The sequence below is a fragment of the Bacteroides ovatus genome (genome assembly GCF_001314995.1).
Classification (GTDB): Bacteria; Bacteroidota; Bacteroidia; order Bacteroidales; family Bacteroidaceae; genus Bacteroides; species Bacteroides ovatus.
In genome coordinates this window covers 4,358,480-4,375,218 of record NZ_CP012938.1, presented here as the reverse complement: position 1 = coordinate 4,375,218, position 16,739 = coordinate 4,358,480, and the positions used below count along the sequence as shown (strand labels likewise).

Below are 16,739 nucleotides of genomic sequence, written 5' to 3'. Positions count from 1 at the left end.
TATTATTAGGCACGGATCACACGGATTTCACGGATTAAAAAACGATGAGTATGAAAACAACAGCGTTAATCCGTGTAATCCGTGCCTAAATTTATGATATAAACGGTTTTTTAGTCCGGACATCTTCGCCCGAATAAAGAAGGTAACTTCTTAAGTGTACTATTTTGTACTTCACTTGTACATTCCTACTCATTCTTTTTGTTCCATTCGCTTATCTTTGTGTTCATTACATTATTTCCTAAAACATTCAGCATTATGAAAAACGTTTCGCGTCTAATTCCCCTATTGTCCGGCATCGTCACGCTGTCAGGATGCAATCATGCACCCCAAAAGAACAATGGGCAGAATAGCCAAAAGCCTAACATTATTTATATATTTGCAGATGATCTCGGCATTGGTGATTTAAGTTGTTATGGAGCAACAAAAGTGAGCACTCCCAACATCGACCGGTTGGCAGGACAAGGAGTACAATTCACCAATGCTTATGCAACTTCTGCCACCAGCACCCCTTCCCGTTTCGGACTCCTGACAGGTATGTATCCTTGGAGACAGGAAAACACAGGAATCGCTCCCGGCAACTCTGAACTCATTATCGACACTACCTGCATCACCATGGCAGATATGCTGAAAGATGCAGGATACGCAACCGGTGCAGTAGGCAAATGGCATCTGGGACTCGGTCCGAAAGGTGGAACCGACTTTAACAACCGGATTACCCCTAACGCACAAAGCATTGGTTTTGACTACGAATTTATTATTCCGGCTACCGTAGACCGTGTACCTTGTGTATTTGTAGAAAACGGACATGTCGTAGGACTTGACCCCAATGATCCTATCACCGTAAGTTACGACCACAAAGTCGGCGACTGGCCTACGGGAGAAGAGAACCCAGAGCTCGTCACTTTAAAACCCAGCCAGGGACACAACAATACAATTATCAACGGCATTCCCCGCATCGGTTGGATGACCGGAGGAAAATCCGCCCTTTGGAAAGATGAAGACATAGCCGATATCATCACTCATAAGGCTAAGAATTTCATTGCATCCCATCAGGAAGAACCTTTCTTCTTATATATGGGTACGCAAGACGTACATGTACCACGCATCCCCCACCCACGTTTCGCAGGCAAAAGCGGGCTCGGCACTCGTGGCGACGTCATCCTGCAACTGGACTGGACCATCGGTGAAATCATGCACACACTGGACAGCCTCCACATCGCAGACAACACCATCCTGATCTTTACCAGCGATAACGGTCCTGTTATCGACGACGGCTATCAAGACCAAGCTTACGAACTTCTCAACGGGCATACTCCGATGGGGATCTACCGTGGTGGGAAATACAGTGCTTACGAAGCGGGGACACGCGTTCCATTTATCGTCCGCTGGCCTGCCCGAGTAAAGCCGAACAAGCAACAAGCTCTTTTCTCTCAAATAGATGTGTATGCATCGCTCGCCTCCCTTTTGGACCAACCTTTACGTAAAGGAGCTGCTCCCGATAGTCAAGAACATCTGAACGTACTCCTCGGCAAAAATAATACAAACCGTGAGTATGTCGTTCAACAGAATCTCAATAACACACTTGCCATCATAAAAGGTCAATGGAAATACATCGAACCGAGCGACGGCCCCGCTATCGAGTATTGGACGAAAATGGAGTTAGGCAACGACAAACAGCCTCAACTTTACGATTTATCCTCCGATCCATCGGAGAAAACGAATGTATCAAAACAATATCCCGACATAGTGAAAGAATTATCTGAATTACTAGAATCCGTAAAAGAAAAATAGTTTATGAGAACAGAAAAATTGTATGATTTTGCACCAATCTTGAATAATTCTATCCATATTAGAATATTCAATCCATCTATCTTTGCAAGCGTAGATTCAATAAAATCACTTAATTTTTAATATATGAAAAAACATTTATCCACTCAAACTAGAAAAAGGATGCTCTCCTCCATCGGACTGATCCTGTTTTCTGTTTCTTTTGTACTTGCACAGGTACTTGTTAAAGGTACAGTGAAGGATAACTTAGGAGAAGGAGTGCCGGGAGCCAGTGTCCAGGTAAAAGGTACTTCGCAAGGAACAATCACTGACCTTGACGGTAAATTTGCTTTTAACGTGCCCAATAAAAATTCGATATTGGTTATTTCTTTCATTGGTTATGTCACAGTAGAAATGAAGGTGGACACTCAAAAGCCAATGGTTATCACATTAAAGGAAGACACAAAGACATTGGACGAAGTGGTAGTAGTCGGCTATCAGGAGATACGCAAGAAGGATCTGACTGGCTCTGTTGCCAAAGCCAGTATGGCGGAACTACTTAGCACTCCGACTGCTTCTTTCGGCGAGACATTGGGCGGACGTATTGCCGGTGTCAACGTAAGTTCGGGCGAAGGTATGCCGGGCGGACAGATGAACATCGTCATCCGTGGTAACAACTCTTTGACACAGGACAACTCTCCTCTTTATGTCATTGACGGTTTCCCGGTGGAAGACCCCTCCATAGCCGCAGCCATTAATCAGAACGATATCGAGTCACTCGACTTCCTGAAGGATGCCTCTGCTACCGCTATCTACGGTGCTCGTGGTGCCAACGGTGTCGTGATGATTACAACCAAGAAAGGAACAATCGGCCAACCTAAAATTAAATACGACGGAAGTTTCGGTATTCAGCATATCACCAAAACGATCCCGATGATGGATGCCTATGAATTCGTCAAACTACAGGCAGAACGTAGTCCCAAAGATATGGAAACTACCTACTTCATGAATTATGACGGCAAGAAATGGGGACTGGAAGATTATAGGAATATTCCGCAATATAATTGGCAGGATGAAATCTTCCGCAGCGCATGGATGCAAAGCCACAATGTCAGCCTGACCGGTGGTTCGGAAGGAGTTCGTTACAACGCTTCTTTATCTTATTATGACCAGGACGGTATCTTGTTGGAATCAAACTACAAGCGCGTACAAGGCCGTATGGGTACTACCATCCAAAAGAAAAAACTGAAAATCTATCTGACGACCAACTATTCCAGTACTACAACTACCGGTGGTTCTCCTTCCCAGAACTCATACAGTGGTATGAATAACCTGTTCTATAGTGTATGGGGATATCGCCCTGTGACAGAACCGGACAGACCATTAAACTCGTTGATGGACAATATTATGGACGACGCGATAAACAATACCAACGACTATCGTTTCAACCCTATCATGTCTTTGAAAAACGAATATCGCAAGACGTATGCGAACTATATCCAGTTCAACGGATTCGCAGAATATGAATTTATCAAAGGATTGAAGTTGAAAGTTTCCGGCGGTTACACGTTCGATACCCGCAAAGGGGAAACATTCAACAACTCGAAAACTCGTTATGGTAATCCGAAATCATCCGATAAGGTGAATGCAGAAATCTACCATTCTCAACGTGCAACGTGGTTGAACGAAAATATTCTAACCTATCAGACCAATATCAAACGGAAGCATTTCTTTAATAGTATGGTAGGTGTAACTCTGCAAAATTCCGACTATGAATACTATTCATACAAGACAGTGCAAATTCCAAACGAAGCACTCGGGATGGCAGGAATGAGTGAAGGAACTCCCAGTACGACCAAATCATTAAAGAGTTCCTGGTCTATGCTTTCTTTCCTGGGACGTTTGAACTACAACTATAAATCATTGTATTATGCAACGGTTTCTTTCCGTTCCGACGGTTCTTCCAAGTTCCGTGGTGATAACCGTTTCGGCTATTTCCCTTCCGGTTCATTGGCTTGGGGATTCATGGAAGAAGATTTCATGAAACCATTGAAATCTGTTGTTTCTTCCGGTAAATTAAGAGTAAGCTGGGGATTGACCGGTAACAATCGCGTAGGCGAGTATGATACGTACGCTTTATATCAGATATTAAAAGATAAAGTTGGGGATTTTATTTCGATTGGTAGCCTACCGAGTGGTGTATATCCGTTCGAGAACAGTCTGACAAGTGTAGGTACAGTGCCTACTTCCTTAAGAAACAGAAAACTGAAATGGGAGACTACTGAACAGTGGAACCTGGGTCTGGACTTGGGCTTCCTGGACGAACGTATCGGATTAACCGTAGACTGGTATCGTAAAACAACTCGTGACCTGTTGCTGAATACTGCGCTTCCCACCTCTTCCGGTTATTTCAGTGCCATGAAGAATGTAGGAAAGGTACGCAACCAAGGTATCGAGTTCACATTGAACACGACCAATATCAAGAACCGTCATTTCTCATGGACTACTAACTTTAATATTGCATTCAACAAGAACAAAGTTTTAGAATTGGCCGAAAACCAATCTTCTCTGTTGAGTGCAGCCAAATTTGACCAAAACTATAACTCCCAATACAGCTACATTGCCAAAGTGGGTTATCCGATGGGAATGATGTACGGATTCATCTATGAAGGTACATACAAATACGAAGATTTCGACAAAGTGGGTGATACATATACACTGAAACGCAATGTTCCGTATTTCTCTTCCGAAAGTAACACACAACCGGGTATGCCGAAATACGCAGACCTGAATGGTGACGGTATCATTGACGATAACGACCGTACTATGATCGGTAACGGTATGCCGAAACATACAGGCGGATTTACCAACAATTTCGAATACAAAGGATTTGACTTGAGCATCTTCTTCCAATGGTCGTATGGAAACGATGTATTGAATGCCAACCGCCTGTTCTTCGAGAACAGCAATAAAACACGTGACTTGAACCAATACGCAAGTTACGCAGACCGCTGGACACCGGAAAATCCGGAAAGTAATATTCCGAGAGCTACCGACTCCGGTTCTAACAAAGTGTTCTCTACACGTATTATCGAAGATGGTTCGTTCCTTCGTCTGAAGACCGTGTCTTTAGGATATACACTGCCGAAACAACTGACCAAGAAATGGAAGATAGACAATGCACGCGTATTCGTTGCCGGTCAGAATCTATGGACATGTACAGGGTATTCCGGTTACGACCCGGAAGTATCTATCCGTGAAGGCGCACTGACTCCGGGACTGGACTTCTCCGCTTATCCGAGAGCCTACTCTATCAGTTTTGGTATAAACTTAGGTTTCTAATCAATCATCCTTCAAACAATTACGTATATGAAAACAATAAAAATAATCATCATATCACTTCTTGTCGGACTTAACCTGACTTCCTGCGATTTCTTGGAAAAAGACCCGACATACACCACTCCTGAAAACTTCTTCAAAAATGAAGCGGACGCTACCTCTTGGCTGACAGGAACCTATGCCATTCTGGGACAAAGTTCCTTCTACGGAAATGAGTTCTTATACCTTGTAGGAGGTGACGATCTGGGACACTATGGTGGTGCCAACCGCGGACCTAACAAAAGTGGGTTGATCTGTAACAATGCCAACACAAGTGATCCGGCCGTTGCAGCATTGTGGTACACATTATACTCCGGCATCAACAGAGCCAATATTTTCCTGGAAAATATTGATGCAGTGCCCGATATGAACGACGATACCCGCAAGCAGTACAAAGCCGAAGCCCGTTTCTTACGCGCATTCTATTATTTTACTTTGGTAGAATGTTGGGGAGATGTACCTTTCAAGACTACTTCTACAGAAGATGCCTATAACCTCTCCATTCCACGTACGGACAAACAGACGATTTATGATTTTATCATCAAAGAGATGTATGGTTCTGCCGAGGATCTCAAATCTGCTCAAGATTTGAACTATTTACCGGGACGTGTTTCCAAATCGGCTGCTTGGGGAATGTTGGCGCGTGTATATATGTTCCGGGCCGGTGAACCTAAACGTGACAAGGAAGTGGGTTTGGCTAACAACACGACTAGTGCCGAGATTACAGAATATTTCAAAAAAGCAAGTTACTATGCACAGTTAGTCAAGAATGAGGGTCATTCACTAACTGCCAAATATTGGGACTTCTTTATCGACATTTGTTCTGATAAGTATAACACTGCTCTCAATAAGGATGGTGCCAAGGCTAATGAAAGTATTTGGGAAGTAGAATTTGCAGGTAACCGTTCAACGGATGTACGTGCAGAAGGTAGAATCGGTAATATCATTGGTATTCAGGGTAAAGATCTTTCTTCCAAAGCATCCATCACCGGTAAAGGTGACCCGGGTTATGCATACGCTTTTATCTGGAATACTCCTAAACTGCTCGAATTGTATGAAGCAAACGGTGACATTGACCGTTGCAACTGGAACATCGCTCCATTCACTTACACCCAGTCAGCAGGAGAAGGTACTCCGGTAGACGGTCGTGAATTTGTGAAAGGAAAAAGAGATGAAGTGGAACAACAATATTGGAATCAATCCTTCAGCTATGGCAAAACAGAGCCCGGTTCTACTTACGGTGATCGCGAATCGAAGAATGATGCCAATAAGAACCGCAATAGAGCTGCTGCCAAATATCGTAGAGAATATGAGGCAGACAAGAAGAGCAAGAACGATACTTCCATCAACTTCCCTCTTCTCCGCTACTCTGACATTCTGCTGATGATTGCAGAAGCTGAAAATGAAGTCAACCATGGTCCTAATGATCTGGCTTATGAATGTATCAATGCGGTAAGAGAACGTGCAGGAATCAACAAGCTTGCAGCAAATCTGGATGAAACCGGCTTCCGTAAGGCTATCAAAGACGAACGTGCTATGGAACTCTGCTTCGAATATACACGCCGTTTCGACCTGATCCGCTGGGGAGACTATCACAAACTGATGCAGGAACAAGTGGACAAGGCACAGGCTGACGAATCCTGGAAATTCGGAATCAATGTATATACTTACTTCAATATTCCGAAGTCTTACAATTATTTCCCGATTCCTGCCAATGAAATAGGATCAAACGGTGCTATCAAGACGAATAATCCGGGTTGGTAATTCTCTTAATAACTTTAAAAAGAAAAGGACATGAAAATAATATATAAAAGTTTGATGACTATCGCTTTTGCCGGACTATCCCTGGCTTCATGCGACAAGGAATTAAAAGAAGAAACAGCAATGGAAGTGGGTGTGGTGACAGACAGCAATGTCAGCTTCGATGGCAAAACTGTGACTGTAAAGAAAGGAAACCCTGTAACGTTCAGCTTCGATGGTGACCCTGATTTTATCAGTTTCTTCAGCGGTGAGATAGGGCACGAATACAAACACCGGAACAGAATTGAAATGCAACCGGAAGACGTAGAAAAATGTGAAATCAACTTCTCCGTAGTATATGACTATGGTAGTGCGAAAACCATCGAAGGTTCTACTCACATATTAATATCCGATCAATTCGAAGGAATTAGTGGCAACAATGTGGAAAAAGACAAAGAAGCAGTTACTAATTGCGAATGGACAGAACTTGTCAGCCAAGATGAGCTTCCTAAAGCAACCAAAGATACTAAAGACTATTCTTGTCCTTTAATATCTTACTTGGGTAAAGAAATCAGCATTGCTTTCCGCCTCAACCCTCTTGATAATAGCAGCACAATGCCTGTAATACATATTAAAGGCTTACAGCTTAATCTGGAGTTCAACAATGGAAAATCAACCACAATTAATGCAAAGAACTTCGAATTCTCGGCTTTAAATGTAACCTACAATTTAGATGATCTTTCAAAAAACAACACTCATCTTACCAAATTGAAGGAAGCATTAGGAAATAAAAACCTCACACTTGAAGAGATGAAAAGCGCAGAATATGCAGATAAAATAGCATATGCTACTGTAGACGGTAATATTCCTTATTTCTGGAGAATTAGCCAGCCAAGCGATTTCGTAACCAGTGGCGGAGCAGCAGGGTATACAAAAGGAGATACTTGGCTTATCTCCAATTCCATCCTCCTTAACGGTTCCTGCGATCCTGACGCTGGTGTAGCTATCAAGAATATCTCGCAATCGTTGGAGATATACTCACATACCTATGAAGAGGCCGGTACATATACCGCTACTTTCGTAGCCAACAATGCAAACTACGTCCATCAAGGTGGTCAAGTAGTACGTGAACTGACTATAAACGTTGTAGAATAAAAATATATCCCCCAATTTTTCTAACCTTCAATCATAGAAAACGTTTATAAAAATCAGACTTTAATCAATTTAACATCAGAAAGAGAGGGACCGCGAGGTTCCTCTCTTTTACTTTTTCTGTATCTTTGCACAAAAATAAAAATAATGCCAAAGACTCTTCCTATTCATTTTGCCCCATTACAAGGTTACACCGAAGTGTTTTACCGTAATGCTCATGCTGCCTGCTTCGGAGGTATAGATACTTATTATACCCCATTTGTACGACTCGAAAAAGGCGGATTCCGCCATAGAGATGTCCGCGGAATCGACCCCGGGAATAATCAGGTAGCCCATCTGATTCCCCAACTGATAGCCCCTTCTTTTGAAAAAGCAGAAAAAATCTTATCCCTATTCATTGAAAAGGGATATAAGGAAGTCGACATCAATATGGGATGTCCTTTTCCCATGCTAGCTAAACGCCACAATGGTTCCGGCATTCTTCCTTATCCCGAAGAAGTTCAGACGTTACTTAGCCTGATTACAGAATATCCGCAAATAAGTTTCTCCATCAAAATGAGGTTGGGCTGGGAAGATCCGGAAGAATGTCTGAAACTGGCTCCGATTATCAATGAGCTACCCTTGCGACAAGTGGTTATGCACCCCCGCTTGGGAAAACAGCAATACAAAGGAGAAGTTGACCTTAAAGCGTTTGAGGCTTTTCAGAATGCCTGCAAGCATCCGCTCATCTATAATGGAGATATCAATAGTGTAGAAGATATTCACCGCATTCAGGAACAGTTTCCCGGACTAGCCGGAATTATGATAGGACGGGGATTACTTGCCAACCCGGCATTAGCTTTGGAGTATAGACAAAACCGTGCACTCGAGTTCGATGAAATGAGAGAAAAATTGCAATCTATGCACAAATGCGTATACAATCAATATGCAGAACAGTTGGAAGGAGGAGACGAACAACTTCTGAACAAAATGAAAACTTTCTGGGAATATTTAATGCCGCAAGCAGACAGAAAATTACTGAAAGCAATTCATAAAAGCACAAGTCTCAACAAATATAATCAGGCAATCCTTGCCTTTTTTAATCAACGATGAACTGATAACCAGTAATTTTACGTAATTTTGCGCCCGTTTACAAACATGCACATTATGAAAAAATACATTCTAATCTTTCTTTGTCTGATAACCGTATCAGGCAGTTTCGCACAAATGCAGGATTTCAAGTTCAAATTCTATGGACAGATTCGTACTGACTTCTATTATAATAGTCGTGCTAACGAAGAAACCGTAGACGGATTGTTTTATATGTATCCAAAAGACAAAGTGCGTGATCCGGAGGGGAACGATTTGAACTCAACACCCAACAGTAACTTCTATACTTTATATTCGCGCCTTGGAGTAGACGTTGCCGGTCCAAAACTGGGAACAGCCAAGACATCTGCCAAAGTAGAAGTCGACTTCCGCGGCACAGGCACTTCTTATTCGGTCATTCGCCTTCGTCATGCTTATTTGAATCTGGATTGGGGAAAATCAGCTTTATTACTCGGACAGAACTGGCATCCCTTATTCGGAGATGTGTCTCCGCAGATTCTTAATCTCTCCGTAGGAGCACCGTTTCAGCCCTTCAGCCGTGCGCCACAAATTCGTTATCGCTATACAAACAAGAATTTCCAACTTACCGGAGCCGCAGTGTGGCAATCACAATATACTTCACAAGGACCGGAAGGGAAAACACATAAGTATCTGAAGCAAAGCTGTATTCCCGAATTTTATGTCGGAGCTGATTATAAGAATGGCGGTTTGCTGGCCGGCGTAGGCATTGAGTTGTTATCATTGAAACCACGTACGGAGTCTATAGTAAATACAGATAAATACAAAGTAGACGAACGCATCACAACTCTTTCATACGAAGCTCATGTGAAATACACCAACAAAGACTGGTTCATCGCTGCGAAGAGTGTATTAGGATCCAATCTGACACAAGCTTCCGGTTTGGGTGGATTCGGGATCAAGTCTGTCAACGAACAAACGGGAGAACAAGAATATACTCCGATACGTTTCTCCAGCTCTTGGTTCAACGTTGTCTACGGACAGAAATGGAAGCCGGGAATCTTCGTAGGCTATGCCAAGAATCTGGGAACAAGTGATGCACTATATGCTCCCAAAGGAAATGATGCAAAACTTTATGGAACAGGAACAGACCTTAACCAATTAGTTACGGCAGGAGCAGAACTGACCTACAATGTCCCCCACTGGAAATTCGGGTTGGAATATACATTAAGCTCTGCATGGTATGGTTCGCTCAATACGTCCAATGGGAAAATTCAAGATACCCATGCCGTATGTAACAACCGTATTGTTGCCGTTGCCATGTTTATGTTCTAACCTCTCTATACAATTATTTTAATTATATATCTGTCACTTGTCACCGATTGCTGCTTAACGGTTTGATTATTAACAATTAACACCGTGACAGCAATAGGTGACAGCAGTGTGACAACAATAATGCTGTCACCAGAAACAGATAAACTACATTTCACAACGCGGAGGTATTCACTCTGGAAGCTCCAGGCAATCCTATTTATTTCATGAATGCATTACCTTTGTTTCTCGTGGGGAAACTTTTAGTTTCAAGGCTTGAAACCAAAGGTTTTGTAGTGTACTGAATAAGTTGACACTTCTCAAATTCGAAATTCACATGGAAGAATTAAAAAAGAAGTACACTCCTTACACAGAATCTGAACGAATGTCTTATATTCGTGAGTATTTATCGACTTCCGAAACGAAGTATCAGTTTGCTAAGCGTACCGGTATTTGCCGACGTCTGCTGATTCTTTGGCTCGAAAAGTATCATATAAATGATAAAGTTATGAATACAGAACAGCCCTCTTTAAGCAAAGCCTCTGATGAGTCTCTCAATGAACTGGAAAAAGAACTCGCTGCATTGCGTGCCGAAAACCGCAAACTTCAGCGTGCCCTTCAGGAGGAAAGTCTTCGTCATGAAGCTTGTGAGGAATTGATTAATCTTGCGGAGTCCACCTATCACATCAAGGTTCGAAAAAACTCCGATGCCAAGTAATCGACACCTTGTCACAGGGGAACTCTGCCCGTCATATGCGCGGCAGTCTGCAGTTCCTCTGTGATTACTTCGGCATAACCAGACAAGGTTATTATAAGCATGTCAACAGAAAAAAGGAAATAGACATCCTCACATCAAGCATTGTGCTGTATTGTAATGAGTTACGTAAACTTATGCCTAAGGCTGGTATGCGTGAACTCTATGCATGCTGCCTCCGCAAGTTTGGTGTCAGGATGGTCATTGGGCGTGATCAATGCTATAATATTTTTCGTGCTAATGGCCTGTGTCAACGTGTCAGGCATGTGAGACCAAAGACAACAAATTCCAATCATAATTATTACATTTATCCGGACTTGCTGAATGTCACTCCTAAATTTGTAGCTGACACATTCGGTTCAATGGTTGTAGCGGACATAACCTATGTTGCCACGTGCCAGGGATGGGCTTACCTGTCTCTTCTTACCGATGCGGGCAGTCGGGCCATAGTCGGATATGCACTGTGCAAAACACTTGAAGCGGAAGGTCCCTTAAAGGCACTTAGGATGGCTATGGACTTTTACAACAGATACAATGTTGATTTGAGTAGTCTCATACACCATTCTGACCGGGGAGTGCAATACTGCTCAAAACTGTATGTGGGCATGCTCAAGAAACATCATATCAATATTAGTATGACTCAGTGTGGAGATCCGCTACATAATGCCCTGGCTGAACGGATGAATAACACGATCAAGAATGGGTGGCTGTTTGACTGCGAAGATGATAGCTTTGAACAGTTGGATAAACGTATAGCCGATGCCATATATGCATACAATTATCTTCGACCCCATCAAGGCATACAAATGAAAACACCGATGGAATATATTCGTAACGGCAGGGGAAAGGTAGTTGAAGTCCCGCTCGTCGGGACGGGTGCTCCCGCCCCTATTCTTATGGATTACGCAAGCGAATTTTGATAATTTCTCGAAAAAAAAGCATCCGTCCTAATTACAGCGAACATAATCGTAACTAATTTCGCTCTAACTGCATTCAGAACCGACATCTTATTTTTTCCCTCTTCGACCTTTCTGTCATAATATTTCTTCAATGGACTATTTTTCACTTGTGAAACAGATAGTGCCGCCATATGTAGCAAATGCTTGATGCTCTTGTCAGCCCTATTAGATACTCTATTTTTAGAACGTTGGCTACTTCCTGACACATAGACGAACGGAACAACTCCTGCATGACAGCAAAACTTCCTGGGATCAGTAAAAGAAGTGAAAGCATCTGTTTCCATGATCATCTTCAGTGCAACACGTTCCCCAACTCCATCCACAGACATGAGTAAATCCATTTGATGAGCAATGACAGGTGCCTGATTTATAAGTTCTTTTATTTCAAGGTCTATTTGTGCTATGTAATCCGTAAATGTATTGATAATCCCTTCAACTCTATTGCATTTAGCAATATATATTGAGTGTTCCATATAGTCTACCTGATCTTTTAGCTGGGATTGATATTTAGCCCTATCTGCAACAAGCATACTGCGTTCTGTTGATAAGTTTTTGAGTTTTTGTATTATAAGCTCTGATGCGGTATACGGTTGTAGGCAATCATTATATCTTTCTGCATACATTGCTATTCGGCAGGCATCTATTTTATCATTTTTGCCACGAGGTATTCCATGACAATATTTTATTTTAGCTGCATCTTCCAAACATAAGTAGACTCCTATACTTTTTGTTGCACAGACCAAAGGATAGGTATATTGCCCTGTATGTTCCGCACAGACAACCAAACTGTCCTCAGAGAGGAAAAATTTCTCAAACGTTCTTGTTAACCAAGATTTAATAGAGGATAGATCATTAGGAATAACATCATAAAGGATGTCCTTACCGTTACTCCTTAAACATAAATCCAATTTTTTCTTACTCACATCAACTCCTAAATAAAAAACTTTCATACTTTTGTTTTTGAACATTAAACAAAAAAGAAAGGACCTGAACTTGACCTAATAACCTTAAACAGGTTTACTGAAATTCTTATATGGGTTTGAGTTCAAGGAAGGAGCAAAAGGACCGAATAGGGACTTAGACTTGACTTCTATTGCCGCTGATGGTTTTCCTTTTGCTTTCCTTTCAATATCAATTCAAAGATAAATATTTTGATGCTGCAAATCTAAGGTTGCCGCTAGGGCGATCCCCAAGCGAAGAGTTTTTGTTGTTTAATGAAAGTTTACAGCCCGAAGTCTTGCACTTATAAGAGAAGATACATAATTTTGCAAAATATCTTAAATGACAACTTATACAGGAATTACAAAGGGACAAGTAAACTTATTTAGGTTTTAAAAAATATTGAGTAAACTAACTTAGGTATAACAAGCGAAGTTGTCAACTAAATCCAGTACAGTACATTTTCGTACCGGGAAACTAAAGTTTCAGCATTGGGAAACTGTAGTTTCAGCACCGAGAAACAATAGTTTCAACGGCATGGAAACTATGGTTTCTCCAAGAGAAACTAGTGTTCCCCTATCAGGAAAAGCAAATGATCTCCTATTGTCTGACTTTTATCTCCTTAACTCCACTTCAAAGCTAGCACCATCTTTACAACTGAACTGCAAAACTGTTTGCTTCTTATCAGAAGAAATCACCTTGCAAAACGGAGTTTCTTCTACATTCCATTGCCCTTTTATCGTTACAGTCACAGGTATTTCACTACTGGCATTTTCAATCCATGGTCGTGAATAGATACTACGTTCGATGCGTTTCCCATCTTTATCAAACGCTTCATCGCTTGGACCGCGATACAAAGCTAAATCCGGTTGTGCCACCGTCAACTTAATCTTATCAGCAGATCCTTTATGAATCATAACCAGACAGGAAGTATCCACACGTTGTAATAAACCACCCGGCAATGTCGTTTCAGGAGTTTCAAACAACACATAAGAAATGATCTGTTCGGAAACGGACTCTACAATATGTGCATTCCGGTCTTGCTGTAATACCTTATAAGTGGGCTTCTTTGCAAATTTCTTCATCAGAGTTTCATTCATCTGAGGCAGAACAGCGTATTCATAACTTCCGTTTTTCGGTGCCTTTCCATGATCTACAACCAAAGAAACCCAATCACCCTTTGTTTCCTTTCCTGTATTTTGCATTCGCGAGTATTGAGGAAAGTTCTTCTCAAACCGGATGGGAGTTGGAACATAATAACCCGTTCTCAAATGGTCCACCCATACTTTCTTATCTCCTTGATAATTTTTCCAATAATCATGCCCTGCTTTATCAGTAACTGCCAATTGGAAGATAGTCGTTTCTGTCGGGAACTCCGTATTTGTATTTTCAATATCCGAACCAAGACAGACAATCATTCCATCGATGAAATGGTAAGATTTACGTGCCCGATGTGATCCGTTGTACTTATCATGCTCATGTAACTTCATTCCGAAATTACCATTCATCTTCTGTTGAGACAAACCACCGGCAAAAGCCTCGTCGGAGTAAAGCATCTCTTCTATTCCAGAGTAACTATCCACATTGAGCACCTTAGCCTGCAATTGCTCCAATGGCAAATGAATAGATGTCACTCCCGGAATACGGTTCCAGTCAAAACCTTCCTGCTGCCAGCCGCTAGTGGCGGGAGTTACTGTCTGTCCCGGTGCAGCAGTCAATATTTGCAAACTGCCGTGTGCCAGGTAACGACCGTATAGATTTGCTCCCAGATAATGCTCTGCCGCCCATAGATAACGGGAATGTCCGCGTGCCACAGCCGACCAGTTACTACGACGTTGGACAGAGACGCAACCATATCCCATCGCTATATTTCCCTGCGGATCCGGTTCCGGACGGAAACCTTTCTCCACAAGACGTTTTGCCACCTTACGTTCTTCAGCATTTGAAACCTTAGGCATATATTCGGGAGAGTCATTTTCAATACTTGGGTCTGAAATCAGACGGAGGTAAGAAGAAGCCATTTCACTATCATATTCCTCCTTTCCATCGGGAGAACCAGCTAGAGCCATCATAGCAAAATGCATAGGAACCAGTTTACCTTTTCCATCCGGATGACGACCGGACATGGAAAGAGGGAAGTTCAGCTTATTGCAATAGAAACGCATGGTCAACAGTACATTTTTCACTGTTTCATGAGCTAACTCGGAAACAGCAAATTCCGTCCGGCTGAAAAGATAAATCATATTGGTTGCTCCATCGAGTCCGCCCACAGCATAAGCCGGATAGTTATTTCGATGATGGAAAGCACCTCCGTCTACTTTAAACGAACCGGATAATCCCAATGCAGGACGGCAACCAAAATCAATCCAACGGGAGAAAGACCGGAGATATTGTAGTTTTTCCGGTGTATCTTCCATCATTAAAATGCTGGCAATGCGTCCTGTGGTCTGTGTATTGAAAGAGTCCATATCAATTCCATTAACTTCCGGTTTAGGGTATACTTCGTTAGTAATCGCATACCAACGTAACGTACGTTCGGCTTCCTGAAGTTTCCCGGTTTCCCTAAGCACATCTTTCATCAGAAAATATGCCAGGTACAGACCGCGAACACTATAGCCATAATGATGGATATTTCCCCAACAACTACCATAAGCTACCCCCTGATCGGTTATGTGATCGTACATTGCTAAGAACTTCTTCTTCATTTCTTCCCGAATCACCGGATTTGCCGCATTATTATATGCAACGGCAATTCTTTTCATCAGGTCGAAATAAGCACGCATTTCCACTCCCATTTTAGTCAGCATATCTTTATCCCAGTTTGGTATGATCCGTTCATAAGCTTCTGAAGCACGTACCATGTAAATAGGTACTCCCGATACTTGGCCGTTCTTGTAAGTTATCTGATAGAAATCATATTTCTTGCGGATGGTTTCTACTTCTTTATCAGTCGTTTTTCCTTTCGTGTAGATCATATCACGAAAACGCTTTTCCAACAGTTGCATTTCTGCTCTTTGCTTATCGTCTACAGGAGTCAATTCAATATCCGGTTTCAAAAGCGAGTGTTGATAGACAACCAGCCAATGGTTGGTGGTCCCGGCATTGACAAAAGGAACTTGCAGATCGGCCGTCTGTTGACGTGCATCAACTTTAGTAGCCGTAATCAAATGATCGATGAAAAGGCTTCCTTTTGAATTTGGAGCAATAATCCGGAGTTCATTCATGCCTTCTTCCGGTGTGCCTTGCATATCACGTTCATAGCAAACCCATGCGGCACGCCAACCACTGAAATTAATACCAAAAGGGAAAGATGTGCATCGTTTGCCGTCTTTCAGAAACTGAAACTCAATGGTCGCATCTTGGGGAACTTCATTATAAACCCACACAATAAAAGCCGAAAGATATAAATCCTTGCCGGTCGGATCTTTCTTCTCAAACTTCAGGTCTTTCTTGAGTTCCAATATTCCACCCGGTTCAAATGTCCATTCCAACGAATGTTTTCCATCTTTATAATGCAGATCAGATACCGACAGGCGGGAATGGGTAGCGGTGATACAATCCGGTATTTGCGGTTCTTCAAAAGAAAACATCCGCTCATCTGTTACAACTTGCGCATGAAGGAATGCTGAGCACAAAAGAGAAAACAGAGTTGTCACTCCAAATTTAGTAAAAGGTTGTTTCATCATGGAAAT

10 protein-coding genes are annotated in these 16,739 nt (G+C 42.2%); 8 read left to right on the top strand and 2 right to left on the bottom strand.

The genetic code is table 11. From position 1 onward, the window contains the following. Window positions 1-255: 255 nt before the first annotated feature. The 8 genes from Bovatus_RS16810 (at window position 256) to Bovatus_RS16775 (ending at window position 12,069) form a co-directional block, all read left to right on the top strand. On the top strand, window positions 256-1,791 hold the full coding sequence (locus Bovatus_RS16810) for a sulfatase-like hydrolase/transferase (protein ID WP_004298359.1): 1,536 nt from the start codon (window positions 256-258) through the stop codon (window positions 1,789-1,791). Between the two features lie 159 nt (window positions 1,792-1,950). Further along, on the top strand, window positions 1,951-5,109 hold the full coding sequence (locus Bovatus_RS16805) for a SusC/RagA family TonB-linked outer membrane protein (protein WP_004298361.1): 3,159 nt from the start codon (window positions 1,951-1,953) through the stop codon (window positions 5,107-5,109). Window positions 5,110-5,136: 27 nt separating this feature from the next. Beyond that, complete coding sequence (locus tag Bovatus_RS16800; RefSeq protein WP_004298362.1) at window positions 5,137-6,909, top strand: RagB/SusD family nutrient uptake outer membrane protein; 1,773 nt, start codon at window positions 5,137-5,139, stop codon at window positions 6,907-6,909. A 30-nt stretch (window positions 6,910-6,939) separates the two neighbouring features. Next, complete coding sequence (locus Bovatus_RS16795; protein ID WP_004298363.1) at window positions 6,940-8,040, top strand: DUF5017 domain-containing protein; 1,101 nt, start codon at window positions 6,940-6,942, stop codon at window positions 8,038-8,040. 144 nt (window positions 8,041-8,184) lie between these two features. After that, window positions 8,185-9,129 (top strand): tRNA-dihydrouridine synthase family protein, encoded by a 945-nt coding sequence (locus Bovatus_RS16790; RefSeq protein WP_004298364.1) that lies wholly within the window; start codon window positions 8,185-8,187, stop codon window positions 9,127-9,129. Between the two features lie 54 nt (window positions 9,130-9,183). Continuing rightward, complete coding sequence (locus Bovatus_RS16785) at window positions 9,184-10,419, top strand: DcaP family trimeric outer membrane transporter (protein ID WP_032844415.1); 1,236 nt, start codon at window positions 9,184-9,186, stop codon at window positions 10,417-10,419. A gap of 313 nt (window positions 10,420-10,732) precedes the next feature. Then, complete coding sequence (locus tag Bovatus_RS16780) at window positions 10,733-11,113, top strand: transposase (RefSeq protein ID WP_004322509.1); 381 nt, start codon at window positions 10,733-10,735, stop codon at window positions 11,111-11,113. A 35-nt stretch (window positions 11,114-11,148) separates the two neighbouring features. Beyond that, window positions 11,149-12,069: an IS3 family transposase gene (locus Bovatus_RS16775; RefSeq protein ID WP_004322510.1), complete on the top strand. Its 921-nt coding sequence runs from the start codon at window positions 11,149-11,151 to the stop codon at window positions 12,067-12,069. On the opposite strand, the gene Bovatus_RS16770 is transcribed toward Bovatus_RS16775, so the two are convergent. Beyond that, on the bottom strand, window positions 12,051-13,058 hold the full coding sequence (locus tag Bovatus_RS16770) for an IS110 family RNA-guided transposase (protein WP_004307071.1): 1,008 nt from the start codon (window positions 13,056-13,058) through the stop codon (window positions 12,051-12,053). The two genes, Bovatus_RS16775 and Bovatus_RS16770, sit on opposite strands and share 19 nt — an antisense overlap. Window positions 13,059-13,661: 603 nt before the next feature. Further along, on the bottom strand, window positions 13,662-16,733 hold the full coding sequence (locus tag Bovatus_RS16765) for a chondroitinase family polysaccharide lyase (RefSeq protein WP_004298144.1): 3,072 nt from the start codon (window positions 16,731-16,733) through the stop codon (window positions 13,662-13,664). Window positions 16,734-16,739 lie beyond the last annotated feature (6 nt).

Coding starts and splice junctions, on each gene's coding strand:
- Bovatus_RS16810 (WP_004298359.1), top strand. CDS start 256: ATGAAAAACGTTTCGCGTCTAATTCCCCTATTGTCCGGCATCGTCACG.
- Bovatus_RS16805 (WP_004298361.1), top strand. CDS start 1,951: ATGCTCTCCTCCATCGGACTGATCCTGTTTTCTGTTTCTTTTGTACTT.
- Bovatus_RS16800 (WP_004298362.1), top strand. CDS start 5,137: ATGAAAACAATAAAAATAATCATCATATCACTTCTTGTCGGACTTAAC.
- Bovatus_RS16795 (WP_004298363.1), top strand. CDS start 6,940: ATGAAAATAATATATAAAAGTTTGATGACTATCGCTTTTGCCGGACTA.
- Bovatus_RS16790 (WP_004298364.1), top strand. CDS start 8,185: ATGCCAAAGACTCTTCCTATTCATTTTGCCCCATTACAAGGTTACACC.
- Bovatus_RS16785 (WP_032844415.1), top strand. CDS start 9,184: ATGAAAAAATACATTCTAATCTTTCTTTGTCTGATAACCGTATCAGGC.
- Bovatus_RS16780 (WP_004322509.1), top strand. CDS start 10,733: ATGGAAGAATTAAAAAAGAAGTACACTCCTTACACAGAATCTGAACGA.
- Bovatus_RS16775 (WP_004322510.1), top strand. CDS start 11,149: ATGCGCGGCAGTCTGCAGTTCCTCTGTGATTACTTCGGCATAACCAGA.
- Bovatus_RS16770 (WP_004307071.1), bottom strand. CDS start 13,058: ATGAAAGTTTTTTATTTAGGAGTTGATGTGAGTAAGAAAAAATTGGAT.
- Bovatus_RS16765 (WP_004298144.1), bottom strand. CDS start 16,733: ATGATGAAACAACCTTTTACTAAATTTGGAGTGACAACTCTGTTTTCT.